The 26,588-nt window shown below is 60.2% G+C and carries 31 protein-coding genes and 1 pseudogene; 12 read left to right on the top strand and 20 right to left on the bottom strand.

The window, feature by feature from the left end:
• A partial coding sequence (locus BEN47_RS21435) for a hypothetical protein (protein ID WP_204378303.1) occupies positions 1–613 on the top strand: 613 nt, incomplete at its 5' end.
• Positions 614–698: 85 nt separating this feature from the next.
• Here BEN47_RS21435 and BEN47_RS20910 read toward each other — a convergent pair.
• Positions 699–857, bottom strand: a complete 159-nt coding sequence (locus BEN47_RS20910) for a lmo0937 family membrane protein (RefSeq protein ID WP_125921607.1) — start codon at positions 855–857, stop codon at positions 699–701.
• A gap of 187 nt (positions 858–1,044) precedes the next feature.
• Here BEN47_RS20910 and BEN47_RS09985 point away from each other — a divergent pair.
• Both BEN47_RS09985 and msrA read left to right on the top strand, forming a co-directional pair.
• Positions 1,045–1,934, top strand: a pseudogene (locus BEN47_RS09985) (3-hydroxybutyryl-CoA dehydrogenase).
• Between the two features lie 206 nt (positions 1,935–2,140).
• Positions 2,141–2,677 carry a peptide-methionine (S)-S-oxide reductase MsrA gene (msrA, locus tag BEN47_RS09980; protein WP_070727952.1) on the top strand — a complete coding sequence of 179 codons (537 nt, stop codon included), beginning with the start codon at positions 2,141–2,143 and terminating at the stop codon, positions 2,675–2,677.
• A 182-nt stretch (positions 2,678–2,859) separates the two neighbouring features.
• Here the strand turns inward: msrA and BEN47_RS09975 are convergent, their stop codons facing one another.
• Positions 2,860–3,684 carry a 2,3,4,5-tetrahydropyridine-2,6-dicarboxylate N-succinyltransferase gene (locus BEN47_RS09975; protein WP_070727949.1) on the bottom strand — a complete coding sequence of 275 codons (825 nt, stop codon included), beginning with the start codon at positions 3,682–3,684 and terminating at the stop codon, positions 2,860–2,862.
• 126 nt (positions 3,685–3,810) lie between these two features.
• On the opposite strand from BEN47_RS09975, the gene BEN47_RS09970 reads away from it, so the two are divergent.
• The 5 genes from BEN47_RS09970 to BEN47_RS09950 all read left to right on the top strand — a co-directional run bounded on the left by BEN47_RS09970 (position 3,811) and on the right by BEN47_RS09950 (position 9,805).
• A complete protein-coding gene (locus BEN47_RS09970) occupies positions 3,811–4,950 on the top strand; it encodes a glycosyltransferase family protein (RefSeq protein WP_139147363.1) in 1,140 nt (379 codons plus the stop codon).
• A gap of 122 nt (positions 4,951–5,072) precedes the next feature.
• The gene (locus BEN47_RS09965) at positions 5,073–6,074 is read left to right on the top strand and encodes a 3-oxoacyl-ACP synthase III family protein (protein WP_070727966.1); all 1,002 of its coding nucleotides are present in this window, start codon (positions 5,073–5,075) and stop codon (positions 6,072–6,074) included.
• A gap of 129 nt (positions 6,075–6,203) precedes the next feature.
• Positions 6,204–6,902, top strand: coding sequence for a metal-dependent transcriptional regulator (locus BEN47_RS09960; RefSeq protein WP_070727944.1), 699 nt, complete (start codon positions 6,204–6,206; stop codon positions 6,900–6,902).
• A gap of 56 nt (positions 6,903–6,958) precedes the next feature.
• Positions 6,959–8,371, top strand: a complete 1,413-nt coding sequence (mnmE, locus tag BEN47_RS09955) for a tRNA uridine-5-carboxymethylaminomethyl(34) synthesis GTPase MnmE (RefSeq protein WP_070727942.1) — start codon at positions 6,959–6,961, stop codon at positions 8,369–8,371.
• Positions 8,372–8,515: 144 nt separating this feature from the next.
• The gene (locus BEN47_RS09950; protein WP_070727940.1) at positions 8,516–9,805 is read left to right on the top strand and encodes a citrate synthase; all 1,290 of its coding nucleotides are present in this window, start codon (positions 8,516–8,518) and stop codon (positions 9,803–9,805) included.
• 138 nt (positions 9,806–9,943) lie between these two features.
• On the opposite strand, the gene BEN47_RS09945 is transcribed toward BEN47_RS09950, so the two are convergent.
• The 4 genes from BEN47_RS09945 to BEN47_RS09935 form a co-directional block, all read right to left on the bottom strand.
• Positions 9,944–10,324, bottom strand: a complete 381-nt coding sequence (locus BEN47_RS09945) for a hypothetical protein (RefSeq protein WP_125921606.1) — start codon at positions 10,322–10,324, stop codon at positions 9,944–9,946.
• A 347-nt stretch (positions 10,325–10,671) separates the two neighbouring features.
• Positions 10,672–12,549 carry an OmpA family protein gene (locus tag BEN47_RS09940; protein ID WP_239691560.1) on the bottom strand — a complete coding sequence of 626 codons (1,878 nt, stop codon included), beginning with the start codon at positions 12,547–12,549 and terminating at the stop codon, positions 10,672–10,674.
• Complete coding sequence (locus BEN47_RS20285) at positions 12,528–13,535, bottom strand: M56 family metallopeptidase (protein ID WP_083322296.1); 1,008 nt, start codon at positions 13,533–13,535, stop codon at positions 12,528–12,530. Before BEN47_RS20285 ends, BEN47_RS09940 begins: the two co-directional genes overlap by 22 nt.
• On the bottom strand, positions 13,522–13,947 hold the full coding sequence (locus BEN47_RS09935) for a BlaI/MecI/CopY family transcriptional regulator (RefSeq protein WP_070727931.1): 426 nt from the start codon (positions 13,945–13,947) through the stop codon (positions 13,522–13,524). Before BEN47_RS09935 ends, BEN47_RS20285 begins: the two co-directional genes overlap by 14 nt.
• 174 nt (positions 13,948–14,121) lie before the next feature.
• On the opposite strand from BEN47_RS09935, the gene BEN47_RS09930 reads away from it, so the two are divergent.
• Complete coding sequence (locus BEN47_RS09930; protein ID WP_158010967.1) at positions 14,122–14,787, top strand: hypothetical protein; 666 nt, start codon at positions 14,122–14,124, stop codon at positions 14,785–14,787.
• 7 nt (positions 14,788–14,794) lie between these two features.
• Here the strand turns inward: BEN47_RS09930 and folB are convergent, their stop codons facing one another.
• The 3 genes from folB to BEN47_RS09915 all read right to left on the bottom strand — a co-directional run bounded on the left by folB (position 14,795) and on the right by BEN47_RS09915 (position 17,483).
• Complete coding sequence (gene folB / locus BEN47_RS09925; protein ID WP_070727925.1) at positions 14,795–15,166, bottom strand: dihydroneopterin aldolase; 372 nt, start codon at positions 15,164–15,166, stop codon at positions 14,795–14,797.
• A 230-nt stretch (positions 15,167–15,396) separates the two neighbouring features.
• Positions 15,397–16,464, bottom strand: a complete 1,068-nt coding sequence (locus tag BEN47_RS09920; protein WP_070727921.1) for a DivIVA domain-containing protein — start codon at positions 16,462–16,464, stop codon at positions 15,397–15,399.
• Positions 16,465–16,550: 86 nt separating this feature from the next.
• A complete protein-coding gene (locus BEN47_RS09915; protein ID WP_070727918.1) occupies positions 16,551–17,483 on the bottom strand; it encodes a WD40 repeat domain-containing protein in 933 nt (310 codons plus the stop codon).
• Between the two features lie 148 nt (positions 17,484–17,631).
• Between BEN47_RS09915 and BEN47_RS09910 the strand changes: the two genes are divergently transcribed.
• Both BEN47_RS09910 and BEN47_RS09905 read left to right on the top strand, forming a co-directional pair.
• Positions 17,632–18,321, top strand: a complete 690-nt coding sequence (locus tag BEN47_RS09910) for a 4'-phosphopantetheinyl transferase family protein (RefSeq protein ID WP_070727914.1) — start codon at positions 17,632–17,634, stop codon at positions 18,319–18,321.
• Between the two features lie 40 nt (positions 18,322–18,361).
• A complete protein-coding gene (locus BEN47_RS09905) occupies positions 18,362–18,949 on the top strand; it encodes a redoxin family protein (RefSeq protein ID WP_083322295.1) in 588 nt (195 codons plus the stop codon).
• An 8-nt stretch (positions 18,950–18,957) separates the two neighbouring features.
• On the opposite strand, the gene BEN47_RS09900 is transcribed toward BEN47_RS09905, so the two are convergent.
• Positions 18,958–19,791, bottom strand: coding sequence for a transglutaminase-like domain-containing protein (locus BEN47_RS09900; protein WP_070727912.1), 834 nt, complete (start codon positions 19,789–19,791; stop codon positions 18,958–18,960).
• A 296-nt stretch (positions 19,792–20,087) separates the two neighbouring features.
• Entirely contained in the window at positions 20,088–20,639 is a 552-nt protein-coding gene (locus tag BEN47_RS09895; RefSeq protein ID WP_070727909.1) for a toxin-antitoxin system YwqK family antitoxin, read from the bottom strand.
• On the opposite strand from BEN47_RS09895, the gene BEN47_RS09890 reads away from it, so the two are divergent.
• Complete coding sequence (locus BEN47_RS09890; RefSeq protein WP_070727907.1) at positions 20,604–20,948, top strand: hypothetical protein; 345 nt, start codon at positions 20,604–20,606, stop codon at positions 20,946–20,948. The genes BEN47_RS09895 and BEN47_RS09890 overlap by 36 nt on opposite strands.
• A gap of 68 nt (positions 20,949–21,016) precedes the next feature.
• Here the strand turns inward: BEN47_RS09890 and BEN47_RS21430 are convergent, their stop codons facing one another.
• The 9 genes from BEN47_RS21430 to BEN47_RS09865 all read right to left on the bottom strand — a co-directional run bounded on the left by BEN47_RS21430 (position 21,017) and on the right by BEN47_RS09865 (position 26,511).
• A complete protein-coding gene (locus tag BEN47_RS21430; protein WP_158010965.1) occupies positions 21,017–21,181 on the bottom strand; it encodes a hypothetical protein in 165 nt (54 codons plus the stop codon).
• 48 nt (positions 21,182–21,229) lie between these two features.
• Positions 21,230–22,168 (bottom strand): hypothetical protein, encoded by a 939-nt coding sequence (locus tag BEN47_RS09885; protein ID WP_083322294.1) that lies wholly within the window; start codon positions 22,166–22,168, stop codon positions 21,230–21,232.
• Between the two features lie 5 nt (positions 22,169–22,173).
• Positions 22,174–22,299 carry a hypothetical protein gene (locus BEN47_RS22485; RefSeq protein ID WP_262490394.1) on the bottom strand — a complete coding sequence of 42 codons (126 nt, stop codon included), beginning with the start codon at positions 22,297–22,299 and terminating at the stop codon, positions 22,174–22,176.
• 3 nt (positions 22,300–22,302) lie between these two features.
• Positions 22,303–22,752 (bottom strand): PIN domain-containing protein, encoded by a 450-nt coding sequence (locus BEN47_RS09880; protein WP_070727905.1) that lies wholly within the window; start codon positions 22,750–22,752, stop codon positions 22,303–22,305.
• Positions 22,745–22,972 carry a UPF0175 family protein gene (locus BEN47_RS09875; protein WP_070727902.1) on the bottom strand — a complete coding sequence of 76 codons (228 nt, stop codon included), beginning with the start codon at positions 22,970–22,972 and terminating at the stop codon, positions 22,745–22,747. Before BEN47_RS09875 ends, BEN47_RS09880 begins: the two co-directional genes overlap by 8 nt.
• A 24-nt stretch (positions 22,973–22,996) precedes the next feature.
• Entirely contained in the window at positions 22,997–23,122 is a 126-nt protein-coding gene (locus BEN47_RS22480; RefSeq protein ID WP_262490393.1) for a hypothetical protein, read from the bottom strand.
• A gap of 27 nt (positions 23,123–23,149) precedes the next feature.
• A complete protein-coding gene (locus BEN47_RS21775) occupies positions 23,150–23,620 on the bottom strand; it encodes a hypothetical protein (protein ID WP_204378301.1) in 471 nt (156 codons plus the stop codon).
• A 50-nt stretch (positions 23,621–23,670) separates the two neighbouring features.
• Positions 23,671–25,299, bottom strand: coding sequence for an acyl-CoA carboxylase subunit beta (locus BEN47_RS09870; RefSeq protein WP_070727901.1), 1,629 nt, complete (start codon positions 25,297–25,299; stop codon positions 23,671–23,673).
• 201 nt (positions 25,300–25,500) lie between these two features.
• A complete protein-coding gene (locus BEN47_RS09865; RefSeq protein ID WP_070727898.1) occupies positions 25,501–26,511 on the bottom strand; it encodes an MlaD family protein in 1,011 nt (336 codons plus the stop codon).
• Positions 26,512–26,588 lie beyond the last annotated feature (77 nt).

Here is a 26,588-nt window from a genome sequence, read left to right as displayed (position 1 = left end):
CCCCGCCCAGGCGCCGCCCCCCCAGCCCTCGCCTGACCGGCCCTCCGGCTTGGACTTGCCGGGCACGCGGGAGTCGCGAGAGGCGAGCAACACCCCGGCGCCCACCACCAAGTTCTTTGTATACTCAGGCTTTAGCTTGGGCTACAATAGCTATTTCGCGGGTGCTGCCCAGGTTAGCCAGTTCGTGATTGGGGCGTCGCCCGCGCTGGGCTACCGCGTAAACGACCGGCTGGCCATCGGCCCCGGCATCACCTACTCCTACAGCAACAACTCGGTGGACTTTGGGAACAACCGCCAGGGCCAAACGCTGAAAAGCAATAACTTCGGCGTGAAGGCCTTTGCGCAATTCCGGGTTTACCAACAGTTTTTTGCGCACGCCGAATACGAAGTAACCAGGGCCAAGGTGCTGGAATACGATTCCAATAACAACCCCACCGGCAGGGGGCTTTCGCAAAGCATCGAAAGCCCGCTGCTGGGGGCGGGCTACCGCCAGCAGTTCAGCGACCGGGCAGCGGCCGATATTCTGTTGCTCTACAATTTCAACGACTCGTTTGAAAGCCTCTACCCCAACCCGGTCATTCGGTTTAATTTCTTGTTCAACATCGGGAAGTAGCAAATCGAATTTCGCAGACACGAAAAAACCTGACTGAATTAACAGCCAGGCTTTTTTTTGCTTTTTGGTTACCCCTAGGGGCTAACTATACCGCGCTTCGGCCGCTAATTACACGCAGCAGGATGGCGATGATTGCAATTACGAGCAGGGTGTGAATAATGCCACCGGTGAAGAAACCACCGAAGTAGCTAATTGCCCAAATGATGACAAGAATGACGGCGATGATGTACAGGAGATTACCCATGACGAGAGAAAGTTTGAAGGAGGTGAAAGAAAAATAAGCGTCTCTGGGGCATTGTACGCGGCACTTTGCAAAAGGATATAATAAGTGGAAAAATATTTTTCAATTTTAAAACAAAAATGGCGGCAGCAAATACACGCGTAGCTTTGTTGAACTTTTTTACTCAGCTGTTTTCCCTCTTTTCCCGCTAATTATGAACGTAGCCGTTATTGGTTCCGGCACCATGGGCAATGGCATTGCCCACGTATTTGCACAGCACGGTTTTTCCGTGGCCCTCATCGACATCAGCCAGCCGGCCCTGGACCGCGCGCTGGGCACCATCACCAAAAACCTGGACCGCCAGGTAAGCAAAGCCACCCTGAGCGAGGACGATAAAACCGCCACGCTGGGGCGCCTGCGCACCTTCACGTCGCTGCAAGAGGGCGTGGCCAACGTGGGCCTGGTAGTAGAAGCCGCCACCGAAAACGTGGACCTGAAGCTGCAAATCTTCCGCGACCTCGACCAGTTCGCACCGGCCGATACCATTCTGGCTTCCAACACCTCGTCCATTTCCATCACCAAGATTGCCGCCGTCACCAAGCGCCCGCAGCAGGTCATTGGCATGCACTTTATGAACCCCGTGCCGGTGATGAAGCTGGTGGAAGTAATTCGGGGCTACGCCACCTCCGACGCCGTGACCGAGCAGGTGATGGACCTGTCGCGCCAGTTGGGCAAAACTCCCACCGAGGTGAACGACTACCCCGGCTTTGTGGCCAACCGCATTTTGATGCCCATGATTAACGAAGCCATTATTTCGCTGTTTGAAGGCGTGGCCGGTGTGGAAGAAATTGACACCGTGATGAAGCTGGGCATGGCTCACCCCATGGGCCCCTGCAATTGGCCGACTTTATCGGCCTGGACGTGTGCCTGGCCATCCTACGGGTGCTGCATGAGGGCCTGGGCAACCCCAAATACGCCCCCTGCCCCCTGCTAGTGAACATGGTAATGGCCGGCCGCCTGGGCGCCAAGTCCGGCGAAGGCTTTTACCAATACACGGCCGGCTCGAAGGAACTGGTGGTAGCCGAGCGGTTCCGCCGCTAGTCAGCAGGGGCCACAACGCGCTCCGGAGAAAAGGCCACCGCTTTGCTGCGGTGGCCTTTTCTCCGGAGCGCCGCCCTGTTTACGGCACAATATGGCAGCGGCGATTGTTATGGCCGCACAATGCGCGCCCGAACGCTGGCGGCTAGGCAATAACCCAAGCGGGTGGCAGCGCGTTGTATTTACATCTTAATAAATCTCCCCAGTACATGGAAAAAGCAACATTTGGAGCAGGCTGTTTTTGGTGCGTCGAAGCCGTATTTCAGAACCTGAAGGGCGTGGAAAAAGTGGTATCCGGCTACGCCGGTGGCCGCATCGCCAACCCAACCTACAAGGAAGTATGCAGCGGCCTCACGGGCCACAACGAAGTCATCGACATCACCTTCGACCCGGCCGTTATCAGTTTCGAGGAGTTGCTGGAAATTTTCTGGAAAACCCACGACCCCACCACCCTCAACCGCCAGGGCAACGACTCGGGCCCCCAGTACCGCTCGGGCATCTACTACCACAACGAGCAGCAGCAGCAGCTGGCCGAAGGCTACAAGCAGAAACTCAACGACAACCAGGCCTTCCCCAATCCCGTGGTGACGGAAATCATGGCCGCGCCCACTTTCTACCCCGCCGAAAACTACCACCAGAACTACTACAACCAGCACGGCCACGAGCCCTACTGCCAGTTTGTGGCCCGCCCCAAGGTGGATAAGGTGAAGGCACTATTTGGCGATAAACTAAAAGCAGGCATCTAGACCACGGATGAGCTCGGATTTTTCCGGATTTCACGGATTTTGTGGACGACTACAAAACCAACTGCTTTCTTGAAACAAAATACCAACCACAAAAAAGGCGCTCAATTGAGCGGCCTTTTTTGCTGGTTCTGAATTCGTCCACAAAATCCGTGTAATCCGGAAAATCCGAGCTCATCCGTGGTCTAGACACTCACCCCAAAATCCCGCAGTGCATCATTCAGGCTCGTTTTCAAGTCCGTGCTCGGCTTGCGTTGGCCGATGATGAGGGCACACGGCACCTGGTACTCGCCGGCCGGAAACTGTTTGGGAATGGAGCCGGGAATGACCACCGAGCGGGGCGGCACATAGCCACGGTACTCCTTGGGCTCGGGGCCGGTCACGTCGATGATTTTGGTGCTGCCGGTGATGGTGACGCCCGCGCCAATCACGGCCTCCTTGCCGATGCGGCAGCCTTCCACCAGAATGCAGCGCGAGCCAATGAACGCGCCGTCTTCAATGATAACCGGAGCCGCCTGCACGGGCTCCAGCACGCCGCCCAGACCCACACCGCCGCTCAGGTGCACGCCCTTGCCCACTTGGGCGCAACTGCCCACAGTGGCCCAGGTGTCCACCATGGTACCCTCGCCCACGTAGGCGCCGATGTTGGTGTAGCTGGGCATGAGGATGACGCCGGGGGCCAGAAACGCGCCGTAGCGGGCCACGGCGGGCGGTACCACGCGCACCTGCTGGCCAGCGTAGTCAGTTTTGAGGGCCATTTTGTCGTGGAACTCAAAAGGACCCACTTCCTGCGTATTCATCTGGCGAATGGGAAAGTACAGAATCACGGCTTTCTTCACCCACTCGTTGATGGTCCACTCCCCGCCGTCTTCGGCGGGCGGGGTGGCCACTCGCAAGCGGCCTTTGTCGAGCTCCTCGATGACGTGCTCAATGGCCGCTTTAATTTCGGGGGTTTGGAGCAGGGCGCGGTCGGCCCAGGCCTGCTCGATTAGGGTTTGTAATTCAGCCATGAGAAGTTTAAATGTGCTTCCGGAAGGGCACTGGAAAATGCCAGCCCCGCTTGGAAGTGGCAAAACTAGCATCTTTGGGGCGTGCTTGGCTCCAGTCCCCCCCGTTTATTGGTGTTGCTGGCTTCGGTGTTGAAACCCGTAGACGACACCCGCATGCGCGGAAAGTTTGCCGAAACGCTGCTCAACCGCCCGCAGGTGCAGGTGCACGTAGCGGGCCGCGCCACGCCCGACGATTTGGATTACCGGCTGGTGGAAGCCTTTCCCCGCATTTGCCACCACGCTATTTTTTTGGGCTCTCGGCTTAGCTTCAACCGCCTGCTAGCCCAGGGGCGCTACTGGCGGCTGCTGCGCGTGCTGCAGCCAGCGGTGGTAATCGTGCACGCCCCGGAGCTCCTGCCGCTCACGCTGCTGTGGCAGTGGCTGGGCAAGGGCCGCAAGTTCATTTACGATATCCAGGAAAACTACGCGCTCAACGTATCTACCCAGCGCGTATACCGCGGGCTGGTGCGGCGCGGGGTGGCCGCGGCGCTGCGCTGGGTGCAGGGCTTGGCCGCCTGCCGGGCCGCAGCCATCATCCTGGCCGAAGCCAGCTACGCTGACGAGCTACCCTTTCTGCGCAAGCTGCCGCCCCACCGCGTGCTGGTGCTGGAAAACAAGTACCAGCCCCTGCCCGGCCAGCTTTTGCCGCACCAGCCCAGCAAGTTTCCGCTGCCCGGCGAGCCCCTGCGCCTGCTGTTTTCAGGTACCATCTCGGAGCTCAACGGCATTTTGGAGGCTTTCTGGTTTGCCGGGCAGCTACGCCGGGCCTGGCCCGGTGGCGTGCAACTAACCGTTATTGGATTTTGCCAGCAACCGCAACTGTTGCGGCAGCTGCAGCAGCTAGCGGCCGAAAATGCCGAGTGGCTCACCCTCATTGGTGGCCACGAGCTGGTGCCGCACGCGCAAATAGTGGCCGAAATCGAACGCAGCCACTTGGGCCTGCTGCCTTACCGGCCCCACACCAGCACGGCGCGCTGCCGGCCCACCAAGCTGTTTGAGTACCTGGCCCACGGCCTGCCGATTATCACCTCGCCCAATGCCCAGTGGCAACTGGTGCTGCAGCAGCACGGCGCGGGCCTACAGCTGGACTTTGACCAACCGTTTGACGCGCCTGCACTGGTAGATGAGCTGCGAGGGACCAATTTCTATCCCCAAGGCGTTCCAATTGACGTACTGTGGACGGAAGAAGGCAAAAAATTGTGGCTTTTGCTGGATTCTCTCGTTTAACCTGCCACCTTTGCCCCCCGTTTTGTGTGTTCGGAGCCGCTTCTTTTGGCGGCAACCTCGTTTGCGCTACCACTCACGTATCCTCAAAAATCCCACTCCAACTTTAGCTCCTCATGGCAACTTTGCGTCATTCTTACATTGCCGGCGTCGGCCACTATGTGCCCACCCGGGTGGTTACCAACGCGGAATTGGAGCCGATGATGAACACCTCCGACGCCTGGATTCAGGAGCGCACCGGCATTCGGGAGCGCCGCTGGTTTGAAGAAGGCACCGATACCACCGCCAACATGGGCGCCAACGCCGCCCGCAAAGCCATGGAGATGGCCGGCGTGGCTCCCAACGACGTGCAGATGATTGTCTTCGCCACGCTTTCGCCGGATTATTTCTTTCCCGGTTCGGGCGTGCTCATGCAGCGCGAGCTGGGCATCACCAACAACTGCCCCGCTCTGGACGTGCGCAACCAGTGCTCCGGCTTCATCTACGCCCTGTCCGTAGCCGACCAGTTCATTCGCACCGGCATGTACGACACCGTGCTGGTGGTGGGCTCCGAAATCCATTCTTCGGGCCTCGACAAATCCCCCGAAGGCCGCACGGTTTCCGTTATTTTTGGCGATGGCGCCGGCGCCGTGCTGCTGCGCCCCAGCACCCAGGAAGGCCAGGGCATCCTCAGCACGCACCTGTACTCGCAGGGCGAGCACGCCGAAGAGCTGATTGTGAAGGAGCCCGGCTCGAACCGTGCCGACCGCCTGCAGTACGTGCTAGACCACCCGCAGGACCTGTACCCCTACATGAACGGGCAAACCGTGTTTAAAAACGCCGTGGTGCGCTTTCCCCAGGTCATTAAAGAAGCCCTGGACCAGAACGGCATGGAGGCCGCCGACATCGACATGCTCATTCCGCACCAGGCCAACCTGCGCATCACGCAGTTTGTGCAGCAGAAAATGGGCTTATCCGACGACAAAGTCTACAGCAATATCCAGCGCTATGGCAACACCACCGCGGCCTCGGTCCCCATTGCCCTGAGCGAAGCCGTGCAGGAAGGTAAAATCAAGCGCGGTGACCTGGTGTGCATGGCCGCCTTTGGTAGCGGCTTTACCTGGGCCTCGGCCCTGTTGAAATTCTAAACCGGGCCACCTCAGGCACTACCCGCTTGAGATTCCGTCTTTCTGGACACCGAGCGGGGCAGAATGGCAGTAGTTGCTGCTTTGCCTCGCCTGTCCGCCCTTATTACACCTCCTACTGACGCCGTCAGCATGATTCCCTCCCCCCTTCCGGCGCAACCTTCGCGGCTCCCCAGCCAAACCGAGGAGAACTACCTCAAGGCCATTTACAAGCTGGCCGAAGACGCGCCGGACGCCGCCGGCGTGAGCACCAACCGCATAGCCGCCGCCCTCGACACGCGCGCGGCCTCCGTTACGGACATGCTCCGCCGCCTGGCCGACAAGGGCCTCCTGGCTTACGAGCGGTACCGCGGCGTGCAGCTGACGCCCGAAGGCAAGCGCCTGGCCCTGCTCACCATCCGGAAGCACCGTCTCTGGGAGGTTTTTCTGGTGCAGCAACTGGGCTTTAATTGGGACGAGGTGCACGAAGTAGCCGAGGAACTGGAGCACGTACAGTCGCCGCTGCTCATGCGCCGGCTCGATGCCTTTCTGGGCCACCCCGCCCTGGACCCCCACGGCGACCCCATTCCCGCCGAAGACGGGGCCATGCGCCGCCCCACCCACCGTCTGCTGGCCGACCTGGTGGCCGGCGAGCGCGGCACCCTGGTCGCGGTTAAAGACACCACGGCGCCCTTCCTGCAATACCTCGACAAAGTAGGCCTACAACTGGGTGCTCTAGTTGAAGTACTGGACAAAGTAACGTATGACAATTCATTCGAAATCAGAGTTAATGCGGAACGCACCGCATTGATATCGGCCGAAGTAAGCTGCAACTTGTTCGTTACCGAATAGCCATTTATCAGGGTCCGGCCACCAACTGCGACCCATTTGCTTAATCCCAAAATCCCGTGGTTCAGACAATTTTTTCCGACACCATCGTCGCGTTGTCTACCCCTCCCGGTGCCGGGGCGTTAGCAGTGATTCGGCTCTCCGGTCCCGCCGCAATAGCCATTACCGCCACCGTTTTCAGCAAGAAGAGCCTGCTCGCGGCCCCCGGCCACTCCCTGCACTACGGCACCCTGCGCGACCCCGAAACCCAGCAGCTGCTGGATGAAGTAGTCGTAGCCCTGTACCGCAACCCGCGCTCCTTCACTCGGGAAGACGTGGTGGAAATCAGCTGCCACGGCTCCGACTACGTGGTGCGCCAGGTACTGGCCGTGCTGCTCCGGCAGGGAGCCCGCCTGGCCGAAGCCGGCGAGTTCACCAAGCGCGCTTTCCTGCACGGCGCCATGGACCTGGCCCAGGCCGAGGCCGTCGCCGACCTCATCGCCTCCGACTCAGCCCTGAGCCATCGCGTGGCCCTAAACCAGCTGCGCGGCGGCTTCTCGCAGGAGCTGCGCGAGCTGCGGGGCCGGCTCATCAAGTTTGCGGCCCTGCTGGAGCTGGAGCTCGATTTCGGCGAAGAAGACGTGGAGTTCGCCGACCGCAGCGGCCTAGCGCTGCTGCTGGCCGAAGTGTGGGGCGTAATAGCCGGACTGCTGAGGTCCTTTGAGCTAGGCAACGTTATAAAGAACGGCATCACCGCCGTGATAGCCGGCCGCCCCAATGCCGGCAAATCCACGCTGCTCAACGCTTTGCTGCGCGAAGAACGCGCCATTGTTTCGGCCATTCCGGGTACCACCCGGGACTTCATCGAGGACGAAGTGAGCCTGGAGGGCATCCGGTTTCGGTTTGTGGACACGGCCGGCCTGCGCGATAACCCCGCCGATGAGATTGAAGCCATTGGGGTGAGCCGCACGCGGCAGCGGGTGCGCCAAGCGGCCCTGCTGCTTTATTTGTTTGACCTGACCGAAGTGACGCCCGCTGAAGTGCGGAGCGAGATTGAGGAGCTTACCGAGGGGCTGCACTTGCCGGTAGTGGCCGTGGGCAACAAAACCGACCTGGCCTCGCCGGAAACCCAGGCCAGCTTCGTGGCCGCATTTGAGGGGCCTGCCCAACCGGTGCCACTGGTGCTTGTGGCAGCCGGCCCCAAACAGGGCCTGGACGCGCTGCAGACGGCCTTGCTGGCTCAGGTGCGGGGCTCCGACCTGGAGAACACGGCCTCGGCTACCATTGTCACCAACGTGCGCCATGCCCGCGCCCTGGAAACAGCGGCGGCGCACCTGGCGGCAGTGCAAGCCGGCCTCGACAATAACCGCGGTACCGAGCTGCTAGCCGCCGACTTGCGCCACGCGCTGGCCGCCCTGGGAGAGATTACCGGAGAAATTTCATCGGAGGACTTGCTTACTAGTATTTTCACCGAATTCTGCATCGGCAAGTAGCTCAAGGCCGGCATCGTTGCATTTATTATCGAACCTCCACCCTGTTTATCCTGTATTTATCCTGACTCCGAGGCCGGGAAATTTCCCGGCTTACGGCTTATGCGTTAGTTTCGCACCGTAATTTCTTTCTCATCCCTCCCGCCCATGGCAGAATCTGCTGAACTTATCCTCGACGGCAAATCCATCACCTTGCCCGTCATTGAAGGCACCGAACACGAAAAAGCGTTTGATATCGGCAAGTTGCGCGACCAAACCGGCTACGTTACCCTCGATTCGGGGTACAAGAACACCGGAGCCACCAAAAGCGCCATTACTTTCCTCGACGGCGAAGAAGGCATTCTGCGCTACCGCGGCTACCCCATCGAGCAGCTGGCCGAAAAGTCGAGCTTTCTGGAGGTAGCTTACCTGCTGATTTACGGCGCCTTGCCCACGGAGAAGGAGTTCGCCGCTTTCAACCACGAAATCACGCAGCACACCCTTGTGCACGAGGACATCCGCAAGATTCTCGACGGTTTCCCGTCGTCGGCCCACCCCATGGGCATCTTGTCGTCGCTCATTTGCTCGCTCACGGCTTTTTATCCCAAGAGTATTGCGCCCGAAATCAGCAAGGAGGAGCTGGACCTGAACATCGTGCGCCTCATGGCTAAGATTTCAACCATTGCCGCCTGGAGCTACAAGAACTCGGTGGGCCACCCGCTTATCTACCCGCGCAACGACCTCGACTACTGCGCCAACTTCCTGTACATGATGTTCAGCTTCCCCACGGAGAAGTACGAAGTCAACCCCATTGTGGTGCGCGCCCTCAACAAGCTGCTCATCTTGCACGCCGACCACGAGCAGAACTGCTCCACCAGCACCGTGCGCCTCGTGGGCTCGGCCAACGCCAGCCTTTACGGCTCGGTTTCGGCGGGTATCAACGCCTTGTGGGGCCCCCTGCACGGCGGTGCCAACCAGGAGGTGATTGAAATGCTGGAATCCATTGAAGCCGACGGCGGCGATACCAGCAAGTGGATAGCCAAGGCCAAGTCCAAGGACGACTCGTTCCGTCTTATGGGCTTTGGCCACCGCGTATACAAGAACTTTGACCCCCGCGCCACCATCATCAAGAAGGCCGCCGACGAAGTGCTGCAAGCCCTGGGCCTGCAGGACAGCCCCTTGCTTAAAATTGCGCAGGAGCTGGAGCAAGCTGCTCTCACCGACCAGTACTTCATCGAGCGCAAGCTGTACCCGAACGTGGACTTTTACTCGGGCATTATCTACAAAGCCCTAGGCATTCCCACGGAGATGTTCACGGTAATGTTTGCCCTGGGCCGCCTGCCCGGCTGGATTGCCCAGTGGAAAGAAATGCGCGAAAACAAAGAACCCATCGGCCGTCCCCGTCAGATTTACACCGGCGAGCTGGAGCGCGACTACCAGGACATCAACGCCCGCTAGTTATGGGCGGTTGACTGAGCAGTTTTCTGCTTATTCAACCTGCTATAAACCTGCTATCAACTGGTAATTAGAAAAACAACAGACACAAAAAAGCCCGCTCTGCAAGGCGGGCTTTTTTGTGTCCAGCAGGGGCCTCCCCTACTTCACCCGGTGAGCGGTGAAGTTGGTGCGAAGGGCCTGATATGCCACCAGCTGCTGGGGTTTGAGCAGGAACATCAGCTCGCTCTCGTAGCGCTGCTGCGCCCAAGAGAGTTGGGTGTCCCGCTCTTCGGCGCTGGCGCCGTTAAGAAGAATTTCAAGGTCGCGGCGCTCGGTGAGCATGTTCAGGTGCAGCTGCTTCACGGCAATGAACTGGGCTTCGTTGAAATGGATGCGTTCTGCTAGGGCGCGGGTGAGCGTCGTGGCGCGGCTCATCATGGCGGGTGAATAGGCACCGTGGCCGGGGCCGCCAATTGCCCAAACAGGTGAAGCAACTGATACGCCCGCTGCAATGCAAGTAGCCAAGAACAGATTTTTCATGGGGGTAAGAAAGATTGGGTGAGAGAATGAGTGACAAAGCCAAACCGGTGTGTTCGACTGGGTCAAACGTAGTGGAAATAATTTCTCAAATGGCAAACCCTTTTTTTGGCACTTTTTTGACCTATCAATTTCTATTGAACGGTATAAATACCTCATTCATAATATATTAATTACACATTAAATAATTAGTCAGTGAAACAAAAAAAAGGCTCGCCAACGGGCGAGCCACATTTTTTTATTACCAGAATGCTATTATATTTTACACTTTCTAAAGCCTTGCTTTAAGTAAAAGCCCCCTTATTCAGTTTAAGAAGGCCCTGAGCACAGCTGCCGAACAGCACTTGCAGCTACAGAATATGGAGCTCAATGCGGCGGTTTAGCTGTCGGTGAGCCTCAGAATCGTTGGCTGCCAGCGGGGATTTATCGCCGTATCCCTTCGAACGCAGCCGGTTTGGCGAAATCCCGTGCCCCGACAAGTAATCCACCACCGATTGGGCGCGGCGCTGCGACAATTGCAAATTGGCTTCGGGTGTGCCCACGTTGTCGGTGTAGCCCGATACTTCAATCTGCACGTCGCGGTACTGGCGCAGAAATTCAATCAGGCGGTTCAGCTCGGTGCGGGACCGGGGCTTGAGCTCGTACTTATTGGTGTCGAAAAACAGGTTGTTCAGCACCACGCTGCGGCCAGAGCGCACCGGCTCCAGGTAAATATCCAGCGTGAGCGGGTCGAAGGTGCGCTGGCTGGAGTAGTCGAAGCTCAGGCTTTTAAGCAGATATTTATCGGCCGCCGCATACATGGTGGTGCTGTCGCTGTTGCGGGTCAGTACGAATGAGTTGGTGGGGCCCATTTTGCGGCCTGAGGTGGCTTCGTAAAGCCTGAGGTACTTCTCCAGCAGCTTTTGGGGCTGCTCGTTGCCGTCTACCACCAGGCCTTTGGCCGAGAGACGGAACTGAAACGTGTTCCGGTTCCTGATGAGGCCGTCTTTCAACAGCTCCGCACCCACGGCCTCCTCCACGGAGCCGTTTCTGGCACGGGCGCTTTCCGACTCCCGCATACGGTCGCGCATCTCCTCGCGGCGCTCCTCCATTCCTTCGCGAATTTCCTCCTGGCGTTCGCGCATTTCCTCCTGGCGGAGGCGCATTTCCGTGCTTGGCAGGCCCCCTTCGGCCCCACTCGAGCGCAGCTGCGACGTGGACGCCGCACTTTCCGTTTTCCTGAGTTGGGCCCGCACTTCTTCCAGGCGCTGGTTGAGGCGTTTGCGCTGTTCAGCACTCAGGTTTTTCACCGCGCTGGCTTCCTTGAGGGCACTCTCGGCGGTGCGCAGGGCTTCGCGCTGGGTGCGCAGGCCCTCTTGCTGCGCCCGCAGCGAACCAGCCGGGCCGGTGAAAGCACCGTTGGGCGTCACCATGGTAAACGCCCGGTTGCCGTTGCCCCTCAGGGCGAAGCCATACACTTGGCTATTAACCGAAGCGGTGGGCCCAGACTGGCGGCCGAAACCGCGCGTCCGGAATTCGTCCCCCCGCCGGAACTCGCGCCCGAACTGGTTTTCACCATCGTTCCGGTGCACAAAACCTCGCACTTCAGGCTCATCGCCGGGCATTAGCCGGATGATTTCCACCCGCTGCTCGTCGCGTTTGCCCTTGGTGCCTTTGCCAGGCCGCTTGCCCGTTTCTGTTTCCACGCGCTGGCCGTTTACCACCAGGTCGGTCAGCCTGCCTTTTTTGTCTTTGGTAATAACCACCGTGCCGGGGGTGCGGCCGAAAGTCGAAGCGCCCGGACCGCTGCCACCAACGACCACGCGGCGGTTGTCGCGCACCCGGCCCGGCTTGCTACGAATCACGCGGGTTCGAATGACGGTGTCTTCCTCCAGCATCAGTCGGTTCATACCGAACTCGTCCCGCACCACGCTCATGCGGCGGGCGTCATTGCCCATTGCCACCCCGCCCGCATTCACGGCAAATTCCTGAATAGTGGTAGGCGAGCTTCCCTCCTGCCAATCAAATGCCGCAGGGCCAGCGGCCGGAGCCGCAGTCCGCGTGAGCGGCCCGGCCAGCGCCACGCTGCTGCCCAGCAGCCCCAGGCCGCCCAGCACCAGCGCCCCGGCCAGTAGGCCCTCGACCAGGGTAGGCGCTGCCGGGCGCCGCTGCACTAGGCGGCGCACGCGGTTCAGCAGCGCCCCGCGGCTGCCGATAGCCGCCAGGGCTAAGCGCGGCGCGGTGGGCACCACCGCGCTCTGGCTCCACTCGGCCAGCGCGGTGAGGGCCCGGGCCAGGCGCAGCGAATCACCGTCGCACAGCGCAGTGGCGGCGTCGTCACAGCAGTTTTCGCGCTCGGTGCGCACGCAGCTGGCCACAAACCACACGGCTGATGGTAGAAAAACAGTACTTCCGCCACGGTCTGCAGCAGGTTCACGAGGTAGTCGCGCCGCAGGACGTGGGCCAGCTCGTGGGCCAGTATTGCTTCGAGATAAGCCGGCGGAAGGCCTGCCACTGCCCCCAAAGGCAGCAAAATCACGGGCCGCACATGGCCAACCACCAGCGGCACTCGCACCAGCGCCGATTCCAGCAGCGCCACCGGCTGGCGCAGGCCACTGCGCGCCGCCATCACCGCCACCCGGTCCTGCCACACCTGGCTGAGGGGCCGCACCCGGTAGCGCCGCAAGCGCTGCACATAGAGCAGCCCGCCCAGCATGCGCAGGCTCATGGCCAGCAGGCCCAGCAGCCACAGCAGCACCAGCAGCGGCATATGGTTATCAATGTAGCGCAGGCTCGTGGCCAGCCAGTTCGGCGCTGCCGGGAGCGCAACGGGCGCTTCACCGGCCGTCGCAGCCGGTTTTTGTGGTTGGGCGGTGGCATCAGTCGTTAACCGGGCCTTAGCAGCAGCCGGCGCCGGTAGGGCAGCCAGCACCACGGGCACCTGCTTGTTGGCTGCTGTCGCCTTCACGGTTTCAATTGAGCCGGAAGTCAGCAGCACGTCCTGGCCCGCGCCGGCATTGAAATAGAGGCCGAAGGTGATGCCGGCCAGGGCCACCACCACGCCCAGCGCACCGGCCGAGGCCGCGTAGCGCAATTCGGCCCGCTGGCGCCGGAGCAGGAGCAGCGCCCCCGCCAGCATCGCTGCCACCAGCGCGCCCTGCCAGAGCGAGTGCAGCAGCGTCCAACCCAAAGCCCGCATCAGCGCGGGCGAAACGAAATTCTCAAGCGCGGTCATCGTCGTCGGAATTAGAGGTGGAATTTTGGATTTCAATGTCGTTGAGCAGGCGGCGGATTTGCGCCAGCTCGTCGGCCGAGGTCTGGCGGCTGCCCAGGGCCTGCATCACCAGCTTCAGGGCCGAGCCGCCGAAGGTGGCATCCACGAACTTGTCGAGAAGCAGGCCCTGGGTTTCCTGCTCGCGCACCGCGGCCCGGTACACGTGGCTGCGGTCGGCATCGTCGCGCCGCACCAGGCCCTTTTCCAGCATCAGCTGCAGAATCTTGAGCGTGGTGGTGTAGCCCACCTCTGCCTGCCGGCGCTCGCTCAGGTTGTCGTTAATGGCCCGCACCGTGGCGGGCCCGTGCTGCCAGAGCACGTGTAGGATTTCCAGTTCGGAATCCGTAGGTTTGGAGGGCGGTGCTTTGCTCATGCTGAAAGATACGAAGCATCTACGAAGAATTTCGTAGTGTGCGGCAAAGATGGTACGAATGACTTCGTAGTTGCAAGAATTAACTACGAAGTCATTCGTATAACATAGTAACACTCTGTATTTCATTGCATTAATTTGAGATAGAATATCTCAATGCAAAACCCACTACTTCTTGTGCCGGGTCCTGACCCGCTTGAGGACTTTCGCCGCGCCTTCTTTGGACCCTATGACCACTACTTGGGCTGGCACGGTGGCTACGATGCCAATTTTAGCGTCCTCGACCGGCTAACGCCCCACCACCGCCTCTTGGCCCAGGCTGAGCTTTGCCAAGCCCTGCGCGCCCAGACCGCCGATCCGCGGGCCGTGCTGGGACTAGGGCACCTGCGCAGCCGCGCCAGCCTGCCCGTGCTCCACGACAATCTGATGAGCTTCGGCATTTACGCCCTGGGCGCAATAGCCAGCATCGACCCGGCTGCCTTGGCTACTGACCGGGTGCTGGCTCTCTTGTCTAGCAACAAGCTCTCTGAGGGACAGCTCTACCGTTTGGCCATCGGCTTGGGGACCTACTTCACTCGTGGCCAACTCGACCCGCGGGTACCGGCTCAGCTATTGGAACTGGTGGCCCACCAGCAATATTTGGTGCGGTACCACGCCCTGGCGGCACTTCGCCGGCTCTACCACTTGCCCGACCCGGCGGCTGGCAACGGTGTCACCATCACGCGAGCCGATATCAGCCGCGATACACTATTTGGCTACATCAGCACCAACGGGCGGGCAGCCGACTTTCGCCGGGCACAGGACCTGCTCCAGACCCAGATTCAGGCAGCTACCTCTTCCTGATACGTTCTTAGCTGGCGGCCTGCTTGCGGCGCCGCGTCAGCGTGACGCGCGCCCGGTGGCAGATGCCGCCCAGCGGCGGGTTGAACTTGCTCACGCTCACTTTCACCTTGCGCACGTGCGGCAATTCGGCCATGATGCGGTCCAGTACGCGGTGGGCCACGTGCTCCAGAAGGCGCGCTGGGGCCAGCATTTCTTCCGCCACCAGCCGGTACAGCACTTCGTAGTTCACCGTTTGCTGCAGCTTGTCCGACTCGCCCGCGGCCAGCAGATTGGTGCTGATGTACAGGTCCACGCCGTACTTATTTCCCATTTTCTGCTCTTCGTCGTAGTAGCCGTGAAAAGCAAAAAACTCCAATCCTTCAAGTGCAATCTGGCCCATGCGGTGGTGGTGAAATGGTGAACTGCGCGCTACGTAGTCGTTTGAAAATAAATGGTGTTGCCAACGAGTCGCTGCAATCTGCTGGTCGGGGCTCCCAAAACACTAATAGCTAACAACTGAAACCAGATTATTCCGCTACCACGGAACAAAAGTCGACCACAAAAAAAGAAGACCTGCCATCACAGCAGGTCTTTTCCAGAATCAACTATAGAATCCAATAAATCCGCGGTCTAAATTTCGTCGAAAAACGACTTTTCTGCTACGGCTACCGCGGCTGGCGCAGCGGTGGCGGCCATGCCGGGGTGGATGCTCGGCGAAGGCTGGGTGATTTCGGGCCGGTCGGGGCCAATGGGGCGAATTTCGGGCTCGGTGGGGTCTACGCGAGGCGCGCCGGGATGCGGCACCTGCGAAGGCTCGGGCTGGTCGATGTGGGGCGCGGGCGCAATGCCGGGGTTTTCGGCGGGCGCGTCGGGCCGTTCAATGTCGGGGTTGGGCGTGGTGTAGGGGTCGGGCGTGGTGTAGGGGTCGGGCTGCTGGCCGGGCTTGGGGTTGTAGCCGGTGGTTTCGGCGGTGCGCTCCAGCTGCTCTTCTGAGCGGCTGCGGGCACCCGGCGCGAACGACGCGGGCGTGGCAGCAGCAACAGCGGCAGCCGGCAAAATGGCGGAGGAAGAAGTAACCTGCATGGCGGGAGTGGGCTCAGGAGTGGGGTCAACGGCCGTTTCTTTCGGCCTTTCCACTTGTACGCGCGCCGCCCGCGAAAGGATGGCTGCCGTGCTGCCCTTGGGCCGGCTGCGGGCTTTTTCCACCTTGTCCAGGGCATCGGAGGCGAGGTGGTGCAGGTCGCGGGCCAGGCCGTCGAGCTGCTGCTCCAGGCGCTGGCACTCCTGGCCAAGGCCCGAAACCTCGCGCTGCATTTCCGATACCGTTTTCTCGGCCTGCTGGTAGGCTTCGTCTACCACGGCGCGGGCGCGCTGGCGGGCTTCGGTCAGCAGCTGCTCGGCCTGAAACTGGGCTTCGCGGATGCGCAGGTCGGCGTCGCGCTGGGCTTGCTCGGTGATGTTGTTGCCGGTGTCTTCGGCCGTTTTTAGGGTGCGGTAGAGGCTGCTTTCTACCTCGCGCATCTTTTGCACGTCCTGCTGGGCGTGCTCCAGCTTGAGGCGCAGCTCGCGGTTTTCGTCGCCCAGCCGCTCCCACTGCTGCGAAACGGTATTTAAGAAGGCCTGCACCTCGTCTTTATCAATCCCGCGAAAGGATTTTTCAAACGTTTTCTGGCGGATATCGAGGGCGGTAATTTTCATATTTTCAGTTAGCAGTTATCAGTGAGCAATGAACAGATTAGGAGATAAAGTGCGCGTCAAGCAGGTTTTATGCTAACTGTTCACTGTTAATTGCCAACTGTTAATTGCCACACAGCCAAGCTCCGGTCGTCGCTACACGAAACTAGCCGGTTTTCAGTGCCCGGCCAAACCAGCCGATTCACGGACGTGCCGTGTCCCGCCGCCCGGGCCCGGTCGAGCACGCGCAGCAGGGTCATGGTGGCCGCATCCCACAGCTTTATGCTTTTATCGAGGCTGCAGGAAGCCAGGTAGCGGCCATCGGGGCTGAAGGCCAAATGGTTGATGGTGTACATGTGGGCCGGCACGGTGGTGGTGAGGGCATAGCCCGCCGCCACGTCCCAGGTTCGGATTTGGGCATCGCGGCCGGCAGTAAATAGCTGGGTGCCATCGAACGAAAAAGCCACCGAAAATACCGAATTAGTGCTTTCGCCCAGGGTGTAGCGGGTTTCCAGCGAGTCCAGGTCCAGGATATAAGTGCGCGTATCGGAGCTGCCCACGGCCAGCTCGTCGCGGCCTTCGTGCAGGGCCAGGCAGCGCAGGCTTTTGTCGGCAAGGCGCAGGAGCTTTTCCAGCCGGAAGTCGGGTACGCTCAGCACGGCCAGGGTACCATCGCCCAGGGCCACATACAGCCGCTGCCGGATTTCGGAATACACCATCTCAAAGATGGCCACCGGAGGCAGGGCCGTGGCGTGCACCAGCTGCCGCTGGGCCAGACCAATGGCCTGAATGCCCTGAAAATTGTGCCCTAGCACCAGCATATCCAACGCGGGCAGGTGGCGCAGGGCGTACACCGAATTCTCCACGCGGGCCAACAGCTCGCCGTCCCGGTCGGGCTCGGCGGCGTTCCAGCCCACCACCATGCCGTCGGCACTACCCGAGTAAATAGCGCTGTCCGAGCCGCCCGTCAGGGCATACACCGCGTCGCGGTGGCCAGCCAGGGTGGCTATTTTGGTAACGGACGGGCGGAAAATTTCGGACATACGAGCGGCACAAAGGTAGCTTTGCCAGGGAGTAGTTCGCGGCAAATGGCCAGTGGGCAGCAGTGCGCAGCAGCTGGCTGCAAGCTGCCCGCGGCTTATTCTCCCCATCGGCACCACGCTATTGCGGCCCATTCACTCCCTCTCTTTAATGCCCCTGCACACCCTTCAGCGCCTCTCTCCTACTGCCGTGCTGGGCCTTTGGCACCTCACCGAAACCCCCACCGACCTGTGGCGCGCGTTGCCGCAGCCGGAAGCGTACCGGGCGCTGGTGCCCGCCACCGCCGATGCCACGCGCCAGGCCCAGTGGCTGGCCGGCCGGGTGCTGGCCCACGAGCTGCTCCGCAGCACCGGCACGGCCGACGAGGCCGGCGTGGTGGTGCACAACGATGCCACCGGACGCCCCTGGCTGGCGGGCGGCGGGGTGCATTCTGCCTTGTCCCTGTCGCATTCGGGCGTGTGGGTAGCGGCGGTGCTGGCACAGGGCGCCCGCGTGGGCATCGATGTGGAGATGATTCGGGACAAGGCCCAGCGGCTGGCCAGCAAGTTTCTGAACGCTGATGAATGGGCCGCAGCGCAGGCTGCCGCGCCGGCCGCCCATGCATCAGCGCCTGCGCACTACACCCTGCTGTGGAGCGCCAAAGAGACCCTGTACAAGCTGGCGGGGCAGCGGGGCATCGTTTTCAAAACCCAGCTGCTGCTTGGTACCTTCGAGCCCGGGGAATCCGGCGAAATCCCCGCTACGTTGGTAGTGGGCGGCGCTCATACCCGGCACTGCATTTGCTATTCACAACCGTCGCCGGGCTACGTTCTCACGTACTCTCACCAATCTGACCCGTAGCCTTCGGCACGCCCTCCCCCACAAGCCTTACCTTACCGCCATGTATTTTCGCCGAATTCCCCTTCTTACCGCCGTGGCGCTGCTTGCCGTGACCATGGCCGTGGGCGTGGCACGCGCCCAGTCGGTGGGCAGTACCGTTGCCGATTTCACGCTCAAAACCGCTACCAACTCCAACGTGTCGCTGAAAAGCTACGCGGGCAAGAAGGCCGTGGTGGTGGTGTTTTTGAACCCCGCCTGTCCTTTCTCGCTGGCTTACCAGGGCCGGCTGGCCGCGCTCAACAGCGCCTACGACGCCAAGGGAGTTGAGTTTCTGTTCATCAACGCCCCCATCTACACCGAGTCCGGCAGCAGCACGGCGCCCGGCAAGCTCGACCTGCCCACCCTCACCGATGGCAGTCTGCAGGTGAGCACGCTGCTCGGCGCCACCAAAACCACCGAAGTGGTGGTGCTGCAACCCACGGCGGGAGGCTTCGCCATCCGCTACCGGGGCGCCGTTGACGACAACCCGCAGGTAGCGGGCAGCGTGCAGCAGGCCTACCTCAAGCAAGTGCTCGACAACCTGCTGGCCGGCCGCCCCGCTGGCGTAGAAGAAAAACGCGCCGCTGGCCTGAGAATCAAGACGCAGTAATTGCCTGCTTATTCCAGAATGCTGAGCAGGACGGCCACCTCGGTCGCCTTCACGGGTTCCTGTAGCTTCTCGAAGCTCATTTGCAGGTTGCGCAGGGCGCGCCGCACAATGTCCAGGTTGGTGCAGGGCTCGTAGAAAATCGGGTTCGAGGAAATATTGAGCTGGCCCACGTAGTGCTCGATATCGGTGCGCGAGAGCACCAAGCCACGGTTGTAACAGTTGATGTAGAACGGCTCGGCCCCTGGCAGCTCGGGCCGGAACGTCAACACAAACAGGTTGGGCAGGTTTACCCCAAACACGGGCAGGTGCAGCCGCTGGGCCACCAGCAGGTAAATCACGCAAAGCGTGAGCGGGTTGCCGCGCTTGGTCTCAATCACGCGCTGCAGCATCGTATTGGCCGGCGAGTGGAAATGCTGGGTGTTGGCTGCGAACTTGTGCACCCGGAACATGACGTGGTTCAGGGCCTGCACCTGGTCGGCGGGGTGCATATCGGGGCGCAGGGCGGTCCAAGCCTCGAAGCGCAGCTGCTCAATGGCGCGGTTTAGGGCCTGGAGGTCGGCATCGGGGTATTGATACGTATTGAGCAGCCACATGCCCTCCAGCAGGTCGGTGGCGCCGGCCTCGCGCCACACCCGCAGGCGCTGCTGCAGGCCCTCAAACTGCAGGTGGTGAATCAGGTCCTCCAGCCGCTGCTGCTGCTGGCCGTCGAGGGTTTCCTCCCACGACTCCTCCAGAAACGGGATGATGCTTTCTCCTAAATTCTGGATTTTGTCCTGAATTTGCGGCGCCACTTCCGGGTCGTCGAGCAGCGAGATTAGGGCTTTGATTTCTTTGTTTGTCATTACGCAGGGGTAGCACAGCCCCGCAAATTTACGCCCGGAAGCGGTTGCGGTGCGTTTTGGGCACCGATTTTAACACCTCTCCCCCCGAAACAAGTTCGTTTTGCCCCACTCCGGCCATTCGCCGGGTCGCTCACGGATTGTACTGCCGCTACTGCCCGTGCAGGCTGTTTTCACGCCAGGTCTTTTGTGGCCAGGCCATCAGCCCCGAGCAAGTGCCGGGCGCGGCTGGCACAGGCCGGCTTTTGGGTATTGCCGTGCAGCAGCAGGGGCACCACAGCAGCCAAAAAGGTGCGCGGCTAAACGGCGCGTAGGCTGTACCAGCTTTTTGACCATTTTTGCCGACGACCAGCCGCGTAGCTGATTTTCTGGCGGGTTTTACCATCGGCGTAGTATTCGGTGCGGGTGCCGGTGAGGGGCTTGTCGTTCTGGTAAAACAAGCGGTTTTGCTCCCGCCCATCGGGGCCGTAGGTCATAAACTCGCCGTGGAGCCGGCCGGCTTTGTAGTGGCAAATGTCGAGCGAGCCATCGGAGTGGTAGTTCACCCACCGGCCCACGCGCAGGTCGTGGGCGTAAGCGCCTTCCTGCTCTTTGCCCCAGGCAGCATAGTGCACGGCAGCGCCGTGGCGCTGGCCTTTCCGGTAGTGCAGCACCGCCGCCGGGCAGCTTTTGGCGCCCCATTCCACATAGTCCTCGCACTGGCCGTGGCGCTGGCCGTGGCGCTTGCCGTGGCAGTAGTGATAGGCCGTGGCCAGCCGGCCACTGTCGGGGTGGTACTCGCGGTAGTAGCCGTGTTTCTGACCAGCCAGTTTGGCTTGCTGCTGGAGTGGCTGGAGTTTACGCAGGAGCAATGCCCCGAGCTGGCTACGCTGGAGCACAACGTGTACAATGAATTGCTGCGGGCTTTTTATGCGGTAGCCCAGCTACGTACCCATCACAGCCGGGCCTCGGTTCCCAGCGTGCAGGACCTGTTTCAGCTGGAAACCCACAGCTGGCTGCTCGACTATTACCAGGTGCACATCTGGATGGTGGAGTTGCACTTTGCCACCGGCACCGACGCGGCCGAGGAAACCCGGTTGCTCAGCCACATCCAGGAGTTTGCCGCGCTGCACAGCATGCCATTTTTTGAGCGGGTGGCCCGGCGCATCGGTGTGGCTTAAGCTGGTGTGGCTTTTTTCCGGCAGCGGGTGCGGGTTTAGTGCAGCGGAGCCCGCTATCGGAATTCTCTTTACAGCCCGAAAATCAGCGGACCCGTGCCCGCCTTCGGAACCTTGTGGGTTTTCAGAAAAGCTTTCAGCGCCGCCGGGTCGTGGCTGAAGGCCAGCACCTCGGCTTCCAGCTGCTTGATTTTGTAGTCCAGGCCAGATTTCTGGTACTGGTAGTCCAGCTCCATCGCAACGGGCGTGGGGGTGTAGTAGTAGGGCTTGCCGGTAAAGGCCGACTAGTCCTGCTGCTCGGCCAGCAGGGCCTCGTCCAGCTCACGGGTTTGCTCCTTCAGCAGCTTGTTGTAGTATTTGAGTTGGCCTTCGGCCAGGTTTTCGAGGTGGCTTTGGTCGATGCGCTGCAGCTCCAGTTGCAGGCGCAGCAGGGTGAGCAGCTCGTTGGCCTGGTAGGCGGTGGTGACCTGCTTGAGTAGCTCGGTTTTGCGCAGCTTTTCGGCTTCGTCGGGCTCCAGGTCGGGGTGCAGGTGCTTCACCAAATCCATGTAGAGCGTGCGCACGGCTTTGGTGATGTTCTTCTCCTCGGCCTGCTTCTGCTCCTCGGCGGCCTGCTGCTTCGGGCTCTTTTTGCGCCGGGTGCGGCGCTTGGCGGCCTGGGCTTCCGGCTGCTCATACTCGGCTTCGCGCTCGGCCATCTTCTGGTCTACGTAGGCCATGAATTTTGCCTGCGTGCTCACGTCTACGTTGGGGTCGAACTCGATGCCATACTGCATGGTGAATAGCTGCTTCATTAGCTCCGAAGTGTGCTGGTCGGCGGCCACTTCTTCTTCGGCCGTGAGCGGCGGCGCGTGCTTGTCCATGATGGGGGCAAGGTCGGCGTGGCCGCGTTCGAGCAGGTCGACGCACTGGGCGATGAGGTCGGCAATCTTGTTTTTTTCGCCTTTGGTGAGCTTGTGGGTTTCAAACGCCTGGTCGAGCTGGCGCACCAGGGCGGCGCGGGCGTCGTTGTGGCGGGCTTGCAGCGGACGGTACTCGTTTTGCACGCGCTGCCGCATCGCAGTAGCAGTTTCGCGGAAATCAACCACCTCCTTTTCCAGCCGGGCAATGCGTTTGGTGAGGCGGTTGAACTCTTTCTGGGCCTTGGAAAGCGAATCGGAGCCCGCGCCGGACGACTTAATGTGCACGAGCTGCGGCTTGGGCGCAGTGGTTTTCTTGGCCATTATGATTACAAAGCAGGTAGGCGGCAAAAGTAGTAAGTGGGGCCACTGCCAACCAAGTCGGGCAGCAGGGCGTAGGCAGCAGTGGTTTTGCCCGCGCCGTTGCAGCCGGCCAGGAGGTAGCGGGTTTTCATAGGCTATTCTCCGGCTTGCTTGAGAATTTCCATTTCAATTGCGGCAGAAAAACGAAAGTTGGTTTGCCTGATTTGGTCCAGCAGCGGCTTCACAGCCGGCACCAGCCCTTGGCCTTTGGCCCGCAGCAGCACGCCAAACGTACCGGTGATTCGAATTGCTAGCCTTTCAGCCGTCTTTCGCGCCTTATAATCGTCCAGAATCGGGGTGCATCCCGGCCACTCCAGCGCCAGCGCAATGGCACTGGCCTCGCCGGCATCTACCAGCAGCGCCAGCAACTGCTGCCGGGCGGCGTCGGTAGCCGCTTCCTGCTTCAGCCACGTCGGCAGCGGCAAGCCGTATTCAGCTGCCACGGTCGGCGTGGCCGTGCCGTAGAGCTGGCGCAACAAATCCAGCTGACTGATTTTGGTGAGCACAATCAGGCAGCTGGCATCAGCGATGATGAGTTCAGGCATTGGCCGCGTCGCGCGCAATACTCTCGGCCGGGTAGTTGAACACTGACACGCCATAATCGCCCAGCAGTTCCATAAAGGTGCGCTTGCTGTAGCCGGCCAGCTCAGCGGCCTGCCCCAGCGAGAGCTTGCCTTGCTCGTAGAGACGCGCGGCCAGCAGCATGCCCACCTCTTTGGAGGTAATATTCAGCGAATCGGGCAGTTGCAAGATGATGGTTTGCATGACTTTTCGGGTGAGATGGTTTCTCTAAGTTACGGCCGGCCTGGCAGCATTCACGAACTCGCGGCAACCCAACAGGTCGGACAGCAGGGCGTAGGCGGCCGTGGTTTTTCCCGCGCCGTTGCAGCCGGCCAAGAGGTAGAGGGTTTTCATGAATAATCCCGCGGCTTTACCTAACTTTTAAAACAATGAAAATTTAGAGCTAATCAACTTATGCAGCTTTTCGGTCTCGGGGCTCAGCTTTTTCCAATCACACACCGAATCATAGGTACAAGACTGCGTTACTTGGTTTGAAATAATGGTAAACCTAGCATAACCTACGTAATCTGTACAATAGCTATTGGGGCGAACCGGAGTAACAACTAATCTTTTCATCCACGAGTAAACACTGTCCTTTTCCCATTTAGCTATTTTGGCTTCGTAGCTTTTCTTGTTAATGGGAAGATGGTAAACCACACCACTATTTGCGAGAGAGTCTCGCGTTCCGTGCGTTTCCAACGTCATAACGTTGGTAAAGGCATTAGCAGATACTTTAGCCCATCCAAAATTGAGGTACAAGACGCTGTAAGGATACTTGTCTTTCTTTAAAACAGGCAACTCATGCTGTTTTTCTTTGCTGCAACTCAAGCAAAACATTGCGAAAACTAGCATTATTGATAGATACCTCATACTATTTGCTTTCGTAAAGAAAAACCGTTTACTCACACCTGAATAACGCCCACATTATACGCCTTCTCAATCGGCGCATGATTTGCGGCCGCAATGCCTTCCGAAATGACTTTCCGCGTTTCCAGCGGGTCAATCACGGCATCGACCCAGAGGCGGGCTGCGGCGTAGTAGGGCGAGAGCTGCTCCTCATAGCGGGCCTTGATGCGGTCGAGTAGCTCCTTTTCGGCTTCGGGGGTGATGGTTTCGCCCTTGGATTTGAGGGAGGCTACCTGGATTTGCAGCAGGGTGTTGGCGGCCGCCGCGCCGCTCATTACGGCCAGTTGGGCCGTGGGCCAAGCCACGATGAGGCGCGGGTCGTAGGCCTTGCCGCACATGGCGTAGTTGCCGGCCCCGTAGCTGTTGCCCACGATGACCGTGAACTTGGGCACCACCGAATTGGCCATGGCATTCACCATCTTCGCGCCGTCCTTAATGATGCCGCCCTGCTCGGAGGCCGAGCCCACCATGAAGCCCGACACGTCGTGCAGGAACACCAGCGGAATGCGCTTCTGGTTGCAGTTCATGATGAAGCGGGCCGCCTTATCGGCCGAGTCGGAGTAGATGACGCCGCCCATCTGCATGCCGGTTTTCTTGCTTTTCACAATCTTGCGCTGGTTAGCCACGATGCCCACCGCCCAGCCATCGATGCGCGCCAGCCCGCACAGCAGCGTCTGGCCGTAATCGGGCTTGTAGGCCTCAAATTCGGAGTTGTCAACCAGCCGGTTGATGATGTCCATCATGTCGTAGGGCTTCACCCGGTCCGAGGGCAGCAGGCCGTATATTTCCTGCTCATTCTGTGCAGGTTTGGCCGGCTCGGTGCGGCTGAAGCCGGCCGTGGGGTGGCTGCCCAGCTTGTCAAAAATGGCGCGGATGTGGTCGAGGCACTCCGCATCGGAATCGAATTTATTATCGGTCACGCCCGAAATTTCGCAGTGCATGCTCGCGCCGCCCAGCGCCTCGTTGTCAATGCTTTCGCCGATGGCCGACTTCACCAGATACGAACCCGCCAGAAACACCGAGCCCGTGCTGTTCACAATCATGGCCTCGTCGCTCATAATGGGCAGGTACGCGCCGCCGGCCACGCAGGGCCCCATGATGGCTGAAATCTGCACGATGCCCATGCTGCTCATCACCGCGTTGTTGCGGAAAATGCGGCCAAAATGCTCCTTGTCGGGGAAAATTTCGTCCTGCATGGGCAGATACACCCCGGCCGAGTCCACGAGGTAGATGATGGGCAGCTTGTTTTCGATGCTGATTTCCTGGGCCCGTAGGTTCTTTTTGGCCGTGATGGGAAACCACGCGCCGGCTTTCACGGTGGCGTCGTTGGCCACCACCACGCATTGCCGCCCGGCCACGTAGCCGATAACGACCACCACGCCGCCGCCGGGGCAGCCGCCTTCCTCCTGATACATGCCATCGCCCGCGAAAGCGCCGATTTCGACCTGCGCCGCGTCCTTATCCAGTAGGTAGGCTATGCGCTCGCGGGCCGTGAGCTTGCCCTTGGCCTTGTGGGCCGCAATGCGCTTCTCGCCGCCGCCGAGGGCTACTTTCTGGAATTTCTGGCTGAGCTTAAAGCTGAGTTGCTTGAGTTGGTCTTCGTTGCGGTTGAACTCGACGTTCATAAGAAAGGCAGTGGTGGGGTTTTGGGAGATAAGGCACAAAAAAATCCGCCCGGAGGCGGATTTCAAAGGTACAGCCTCGGCGCGTTCAATCGTGGCCGGGGTTGATGTGGAAACGCGCCCTGGCGCGTTCAATCGTTGGCGCGGATACCGGGCCATTGGGCGTGCAACCTGCTCCGGCGCCGAAAGCGCCAAGGCGCGTTCCTACTTTACGGTGGTCTTTACTTCTTTATCTACGGTGGTACCGTTGGGCTTGGTGGTGGTAGTTTCCACCTCGGTTTTCTTCTTACTGCCGCCGCCAAATACCGAGAAGTGCACGTAGCGCTTGGGGTTGGTTTTAAAATCGGTCATAAGGGCGTTGGAGCTGGCCGCGGTTGCGTTCAGGTTGTTGTACAGCAAGGTGTCGTTTATGAGCTTGCCCATGGAGCCCTTCTGGTCGTTGAGGGCCCGGTTAAGGCTGGCCACGGTGGTTTGGGCTTCGGCCATGGTGGCATCCAGGCGGCGCACCGCGGAGCTCACCGGCGCCTGCTTCAGCGAATCAGACAGCTGCGAGAAGTTCACGGCAATGCGGTCGAGCTTGCCCGTGGTCTGGTTCAGGGCGGAGGTCATCTGGGCCAGGTTGCGGGTAATCTGGTTGATGTTGGCCTGGTTGTCAATGATGAGCTTTTGCAGGGCTTCGGTGCTGGCGCGGGCGCTGAGCAGCGTGCTCTGAATGTTGGTTTCGGCGTCCTTGTTGATGATGCTGTTCACGTGGCGCAACGTGGAGTCGAGGCTGGTGAGCACGGGTAGGGCGCGGGCCTGCAGGGCCGTGGCTAGGCCCGCAATGCCCGTCGAGGACACAGTTAGCAACTCTTCACCGCCGGAATATTCCTTGTTGTTGCGGCCCAGGCTCAGGGTAATGGTTTTGGAGCCCAGCAGCGAACCGCCCAGACTGGCCACGGTAGAATCGCCGAGGACGATGCCCTTTTCCAGCTCCAGCGAAGCCCGCACGGCGTTGCCCTTTTCGGGCATCAGCTCCATTTTTTTTACTTGACCTACCTTGATGCCGTTCAGGATGACAGCCGCGCCCACGTTCAGGCCGTCCACGTCGGGGTAGGTGGCATAAAAAGTACGGTCCGACGAAAGAATATTACTACCCCGCAGGAAGTTGAAGCCGAAGATGAGTGCGGCAATGGCTACGAGGGCAAGTAGCCCCACTTTTATTTCTTTTGACACGAGTGGCGAGGGTGAATTGGTGGATGGGTGCGGCAATAGCACCGGTTCATAAACAGGGTACGTGAGAACTGCCTCCA

The organism is Hymenobacter lapidarius, assembly GCF_001816145.1.
Lineage (GTDB): Bacteria > Bacteroidota > Bacteroidia > Cytophagales > Hymenobacteraceae > Hymenobacter > Hymenobacter lapidarius.
Note: the sequence above shows the minus strand (reverse complement) of the source record. Positions and strands in the feature narration are given on the sequence as shown.

Bases quoted from the DNA above. Each gene is read 5' to 3' on its own strand.
- folB (WP_070727925.1), bottom strand. From the start codon at position 15,166: ATGGGCCAGATTGCACTTGAAGGATTGGAGTTTTTTGCTTTTCACGGC.
- BEN47_RS09915 (WP_070727918.1), bottom strand. From the start codon at position 17,483: ATGTCCGAAATTTTCCGCCCGTCCGTTACCAAAATAGCCACCCTGGCT.
- BEN47_RS21430 (WP_158010965.1), bottom strand. From the start codon at position 21,181: ATGGAGCTGGACTACCAGTACCAGAAATCTGGCCTGGACTACAAAATC.
- BEN47_RS09960 (WP_070727944.1), top strand. From the start codon at position 6,204: ATGATTCCCTCCCCCCTTCCGGCGCAACCTTCGCGGCTCCCCAGCCAA.
- BEN47_RS09935 (WP_070727931.1), bottom strand. From the start codon at position 13,947: ATGAGCAAAGCACCGCCCTCCAAACCTACGGATTCCGAACTGGAAATC.
- BEN47_RS09870 (WP_070727901.1), bottom strand. From the start codon at position 25,299: ATGAACGTCGAGTTCAACCGCAACGAAGACCAACTCAAGCAACTCAGC.
- BEN47_RS20910 (WP_125921607.1), bottom strand. From the start codon at position 857: ATGGGTAATCTCCTGTACATCATCGCCGTCATTCTTGTCATCATTTGG.
- BEN47_RS09920 (WP_070727921.1), bottom strand. From the start codon at position 16,464: ATGAAAATTACCGCCCTCGATATCCGCCAGAAAACGTTTGAAAAATCC.
- BEN47_RS22485 (WP_262490394.1), bottom strand. From the start codon at position 22,299: ATGAAAACCCGCTACCTCCTGGCCGGCTGCAACGGCGCGGGCAAAACC.
- BEN47_RS09950 (WP_070727940.1), top strand. From the start codon at position 8,516: ATGGCAGAATCTGCTGAACTTATCCTCGACGGCAAATCCATCACCTTG.
- BEN47_RS09875 (WP_070727902.1), bottom strand. From the start codon at position 22,972: ATGCAAACCATCATCTTGCAACTGCCCGATTCGCTGAATATTACCTCC.
- BEN47_RS09880 (WP_070727905.1), bottom strand. From the start codon at position 22,752: ATGCCTGAACTCATCATCGCTGATGCCAGCTGCCTGATTGTGCTCACC.
- BEN47_RS09910 (WP_070727914.1), top strand. From the start codon at position 17,632: ATGCCCCTGCACACCCTTCAGCGCCTCTCTCCTACTGCCGTGCTGGGC.
- BEN47_RS09905 (WP_083322295.1), top strand. From the start codon at position 18,362: ATGTATTTTCGCCGAATTCCCCTTCTTACCGCCGTGGCGCTGCTTGCC.
- BEN47_RS21775 (WP_204378301.1), bottom strand. From the start codon at position 23,620: ATGCTAGTTTTCGCAATGTTTTGCTTGAGTTGCAGCAAAGAAAAACAG.
- BEN47_RS09975 (WP_070727949.1), bottom strand. From the start codon at position 3,684: ATGGCTGAATTACAAACCCTAATCGAGCAGGCCTGGGCCGACCGCGCC.
- BEN47_RS09945 (WP_125921606.1), bottom strand. From the start codon at position 10,324: ATGAAAAATCTGTTCTTGGCTACTTGCATTGCAGCGGGCGTATCAGTT.
- BEN47_RS09885 (WP_083322294.1), bottom strand. From the start codon at position 22,168: ATGGCCAAGAAAACCACTGCGCCCAAGCCGCAGCTCGTGCACATTAAG.
- BEN47_RS09900 (WP_070727912.1), bottom strand. From the start codon at position 19,791: ATGACAAACAAAGAAATCAAAGCCCTAATCTCGCTGCTCGACGACCCG.
- msrA (WP_070727952.1), top strand. From the start codon at position 2,141: ATGGAAAAAGCAACATTTGGAGCAGGCTGTTTTTGGTGCGTCGAAGCC.
- BEN47_RS22480 (WP_262490393.1), bottom strand. From the start codon at position 23,122: ATGAAAACCCTCTACCTCTTGGCCGGCTGCAACGGCGCGGGAAAAACC.
- BEN47_RS20285 (WP_083322296.1), bottom strand. From the start codon at position 13,535: ATGACCGCGCTTGAGAATTTCGTTTCGCCCGCGCTGATGCGGGCTTTG.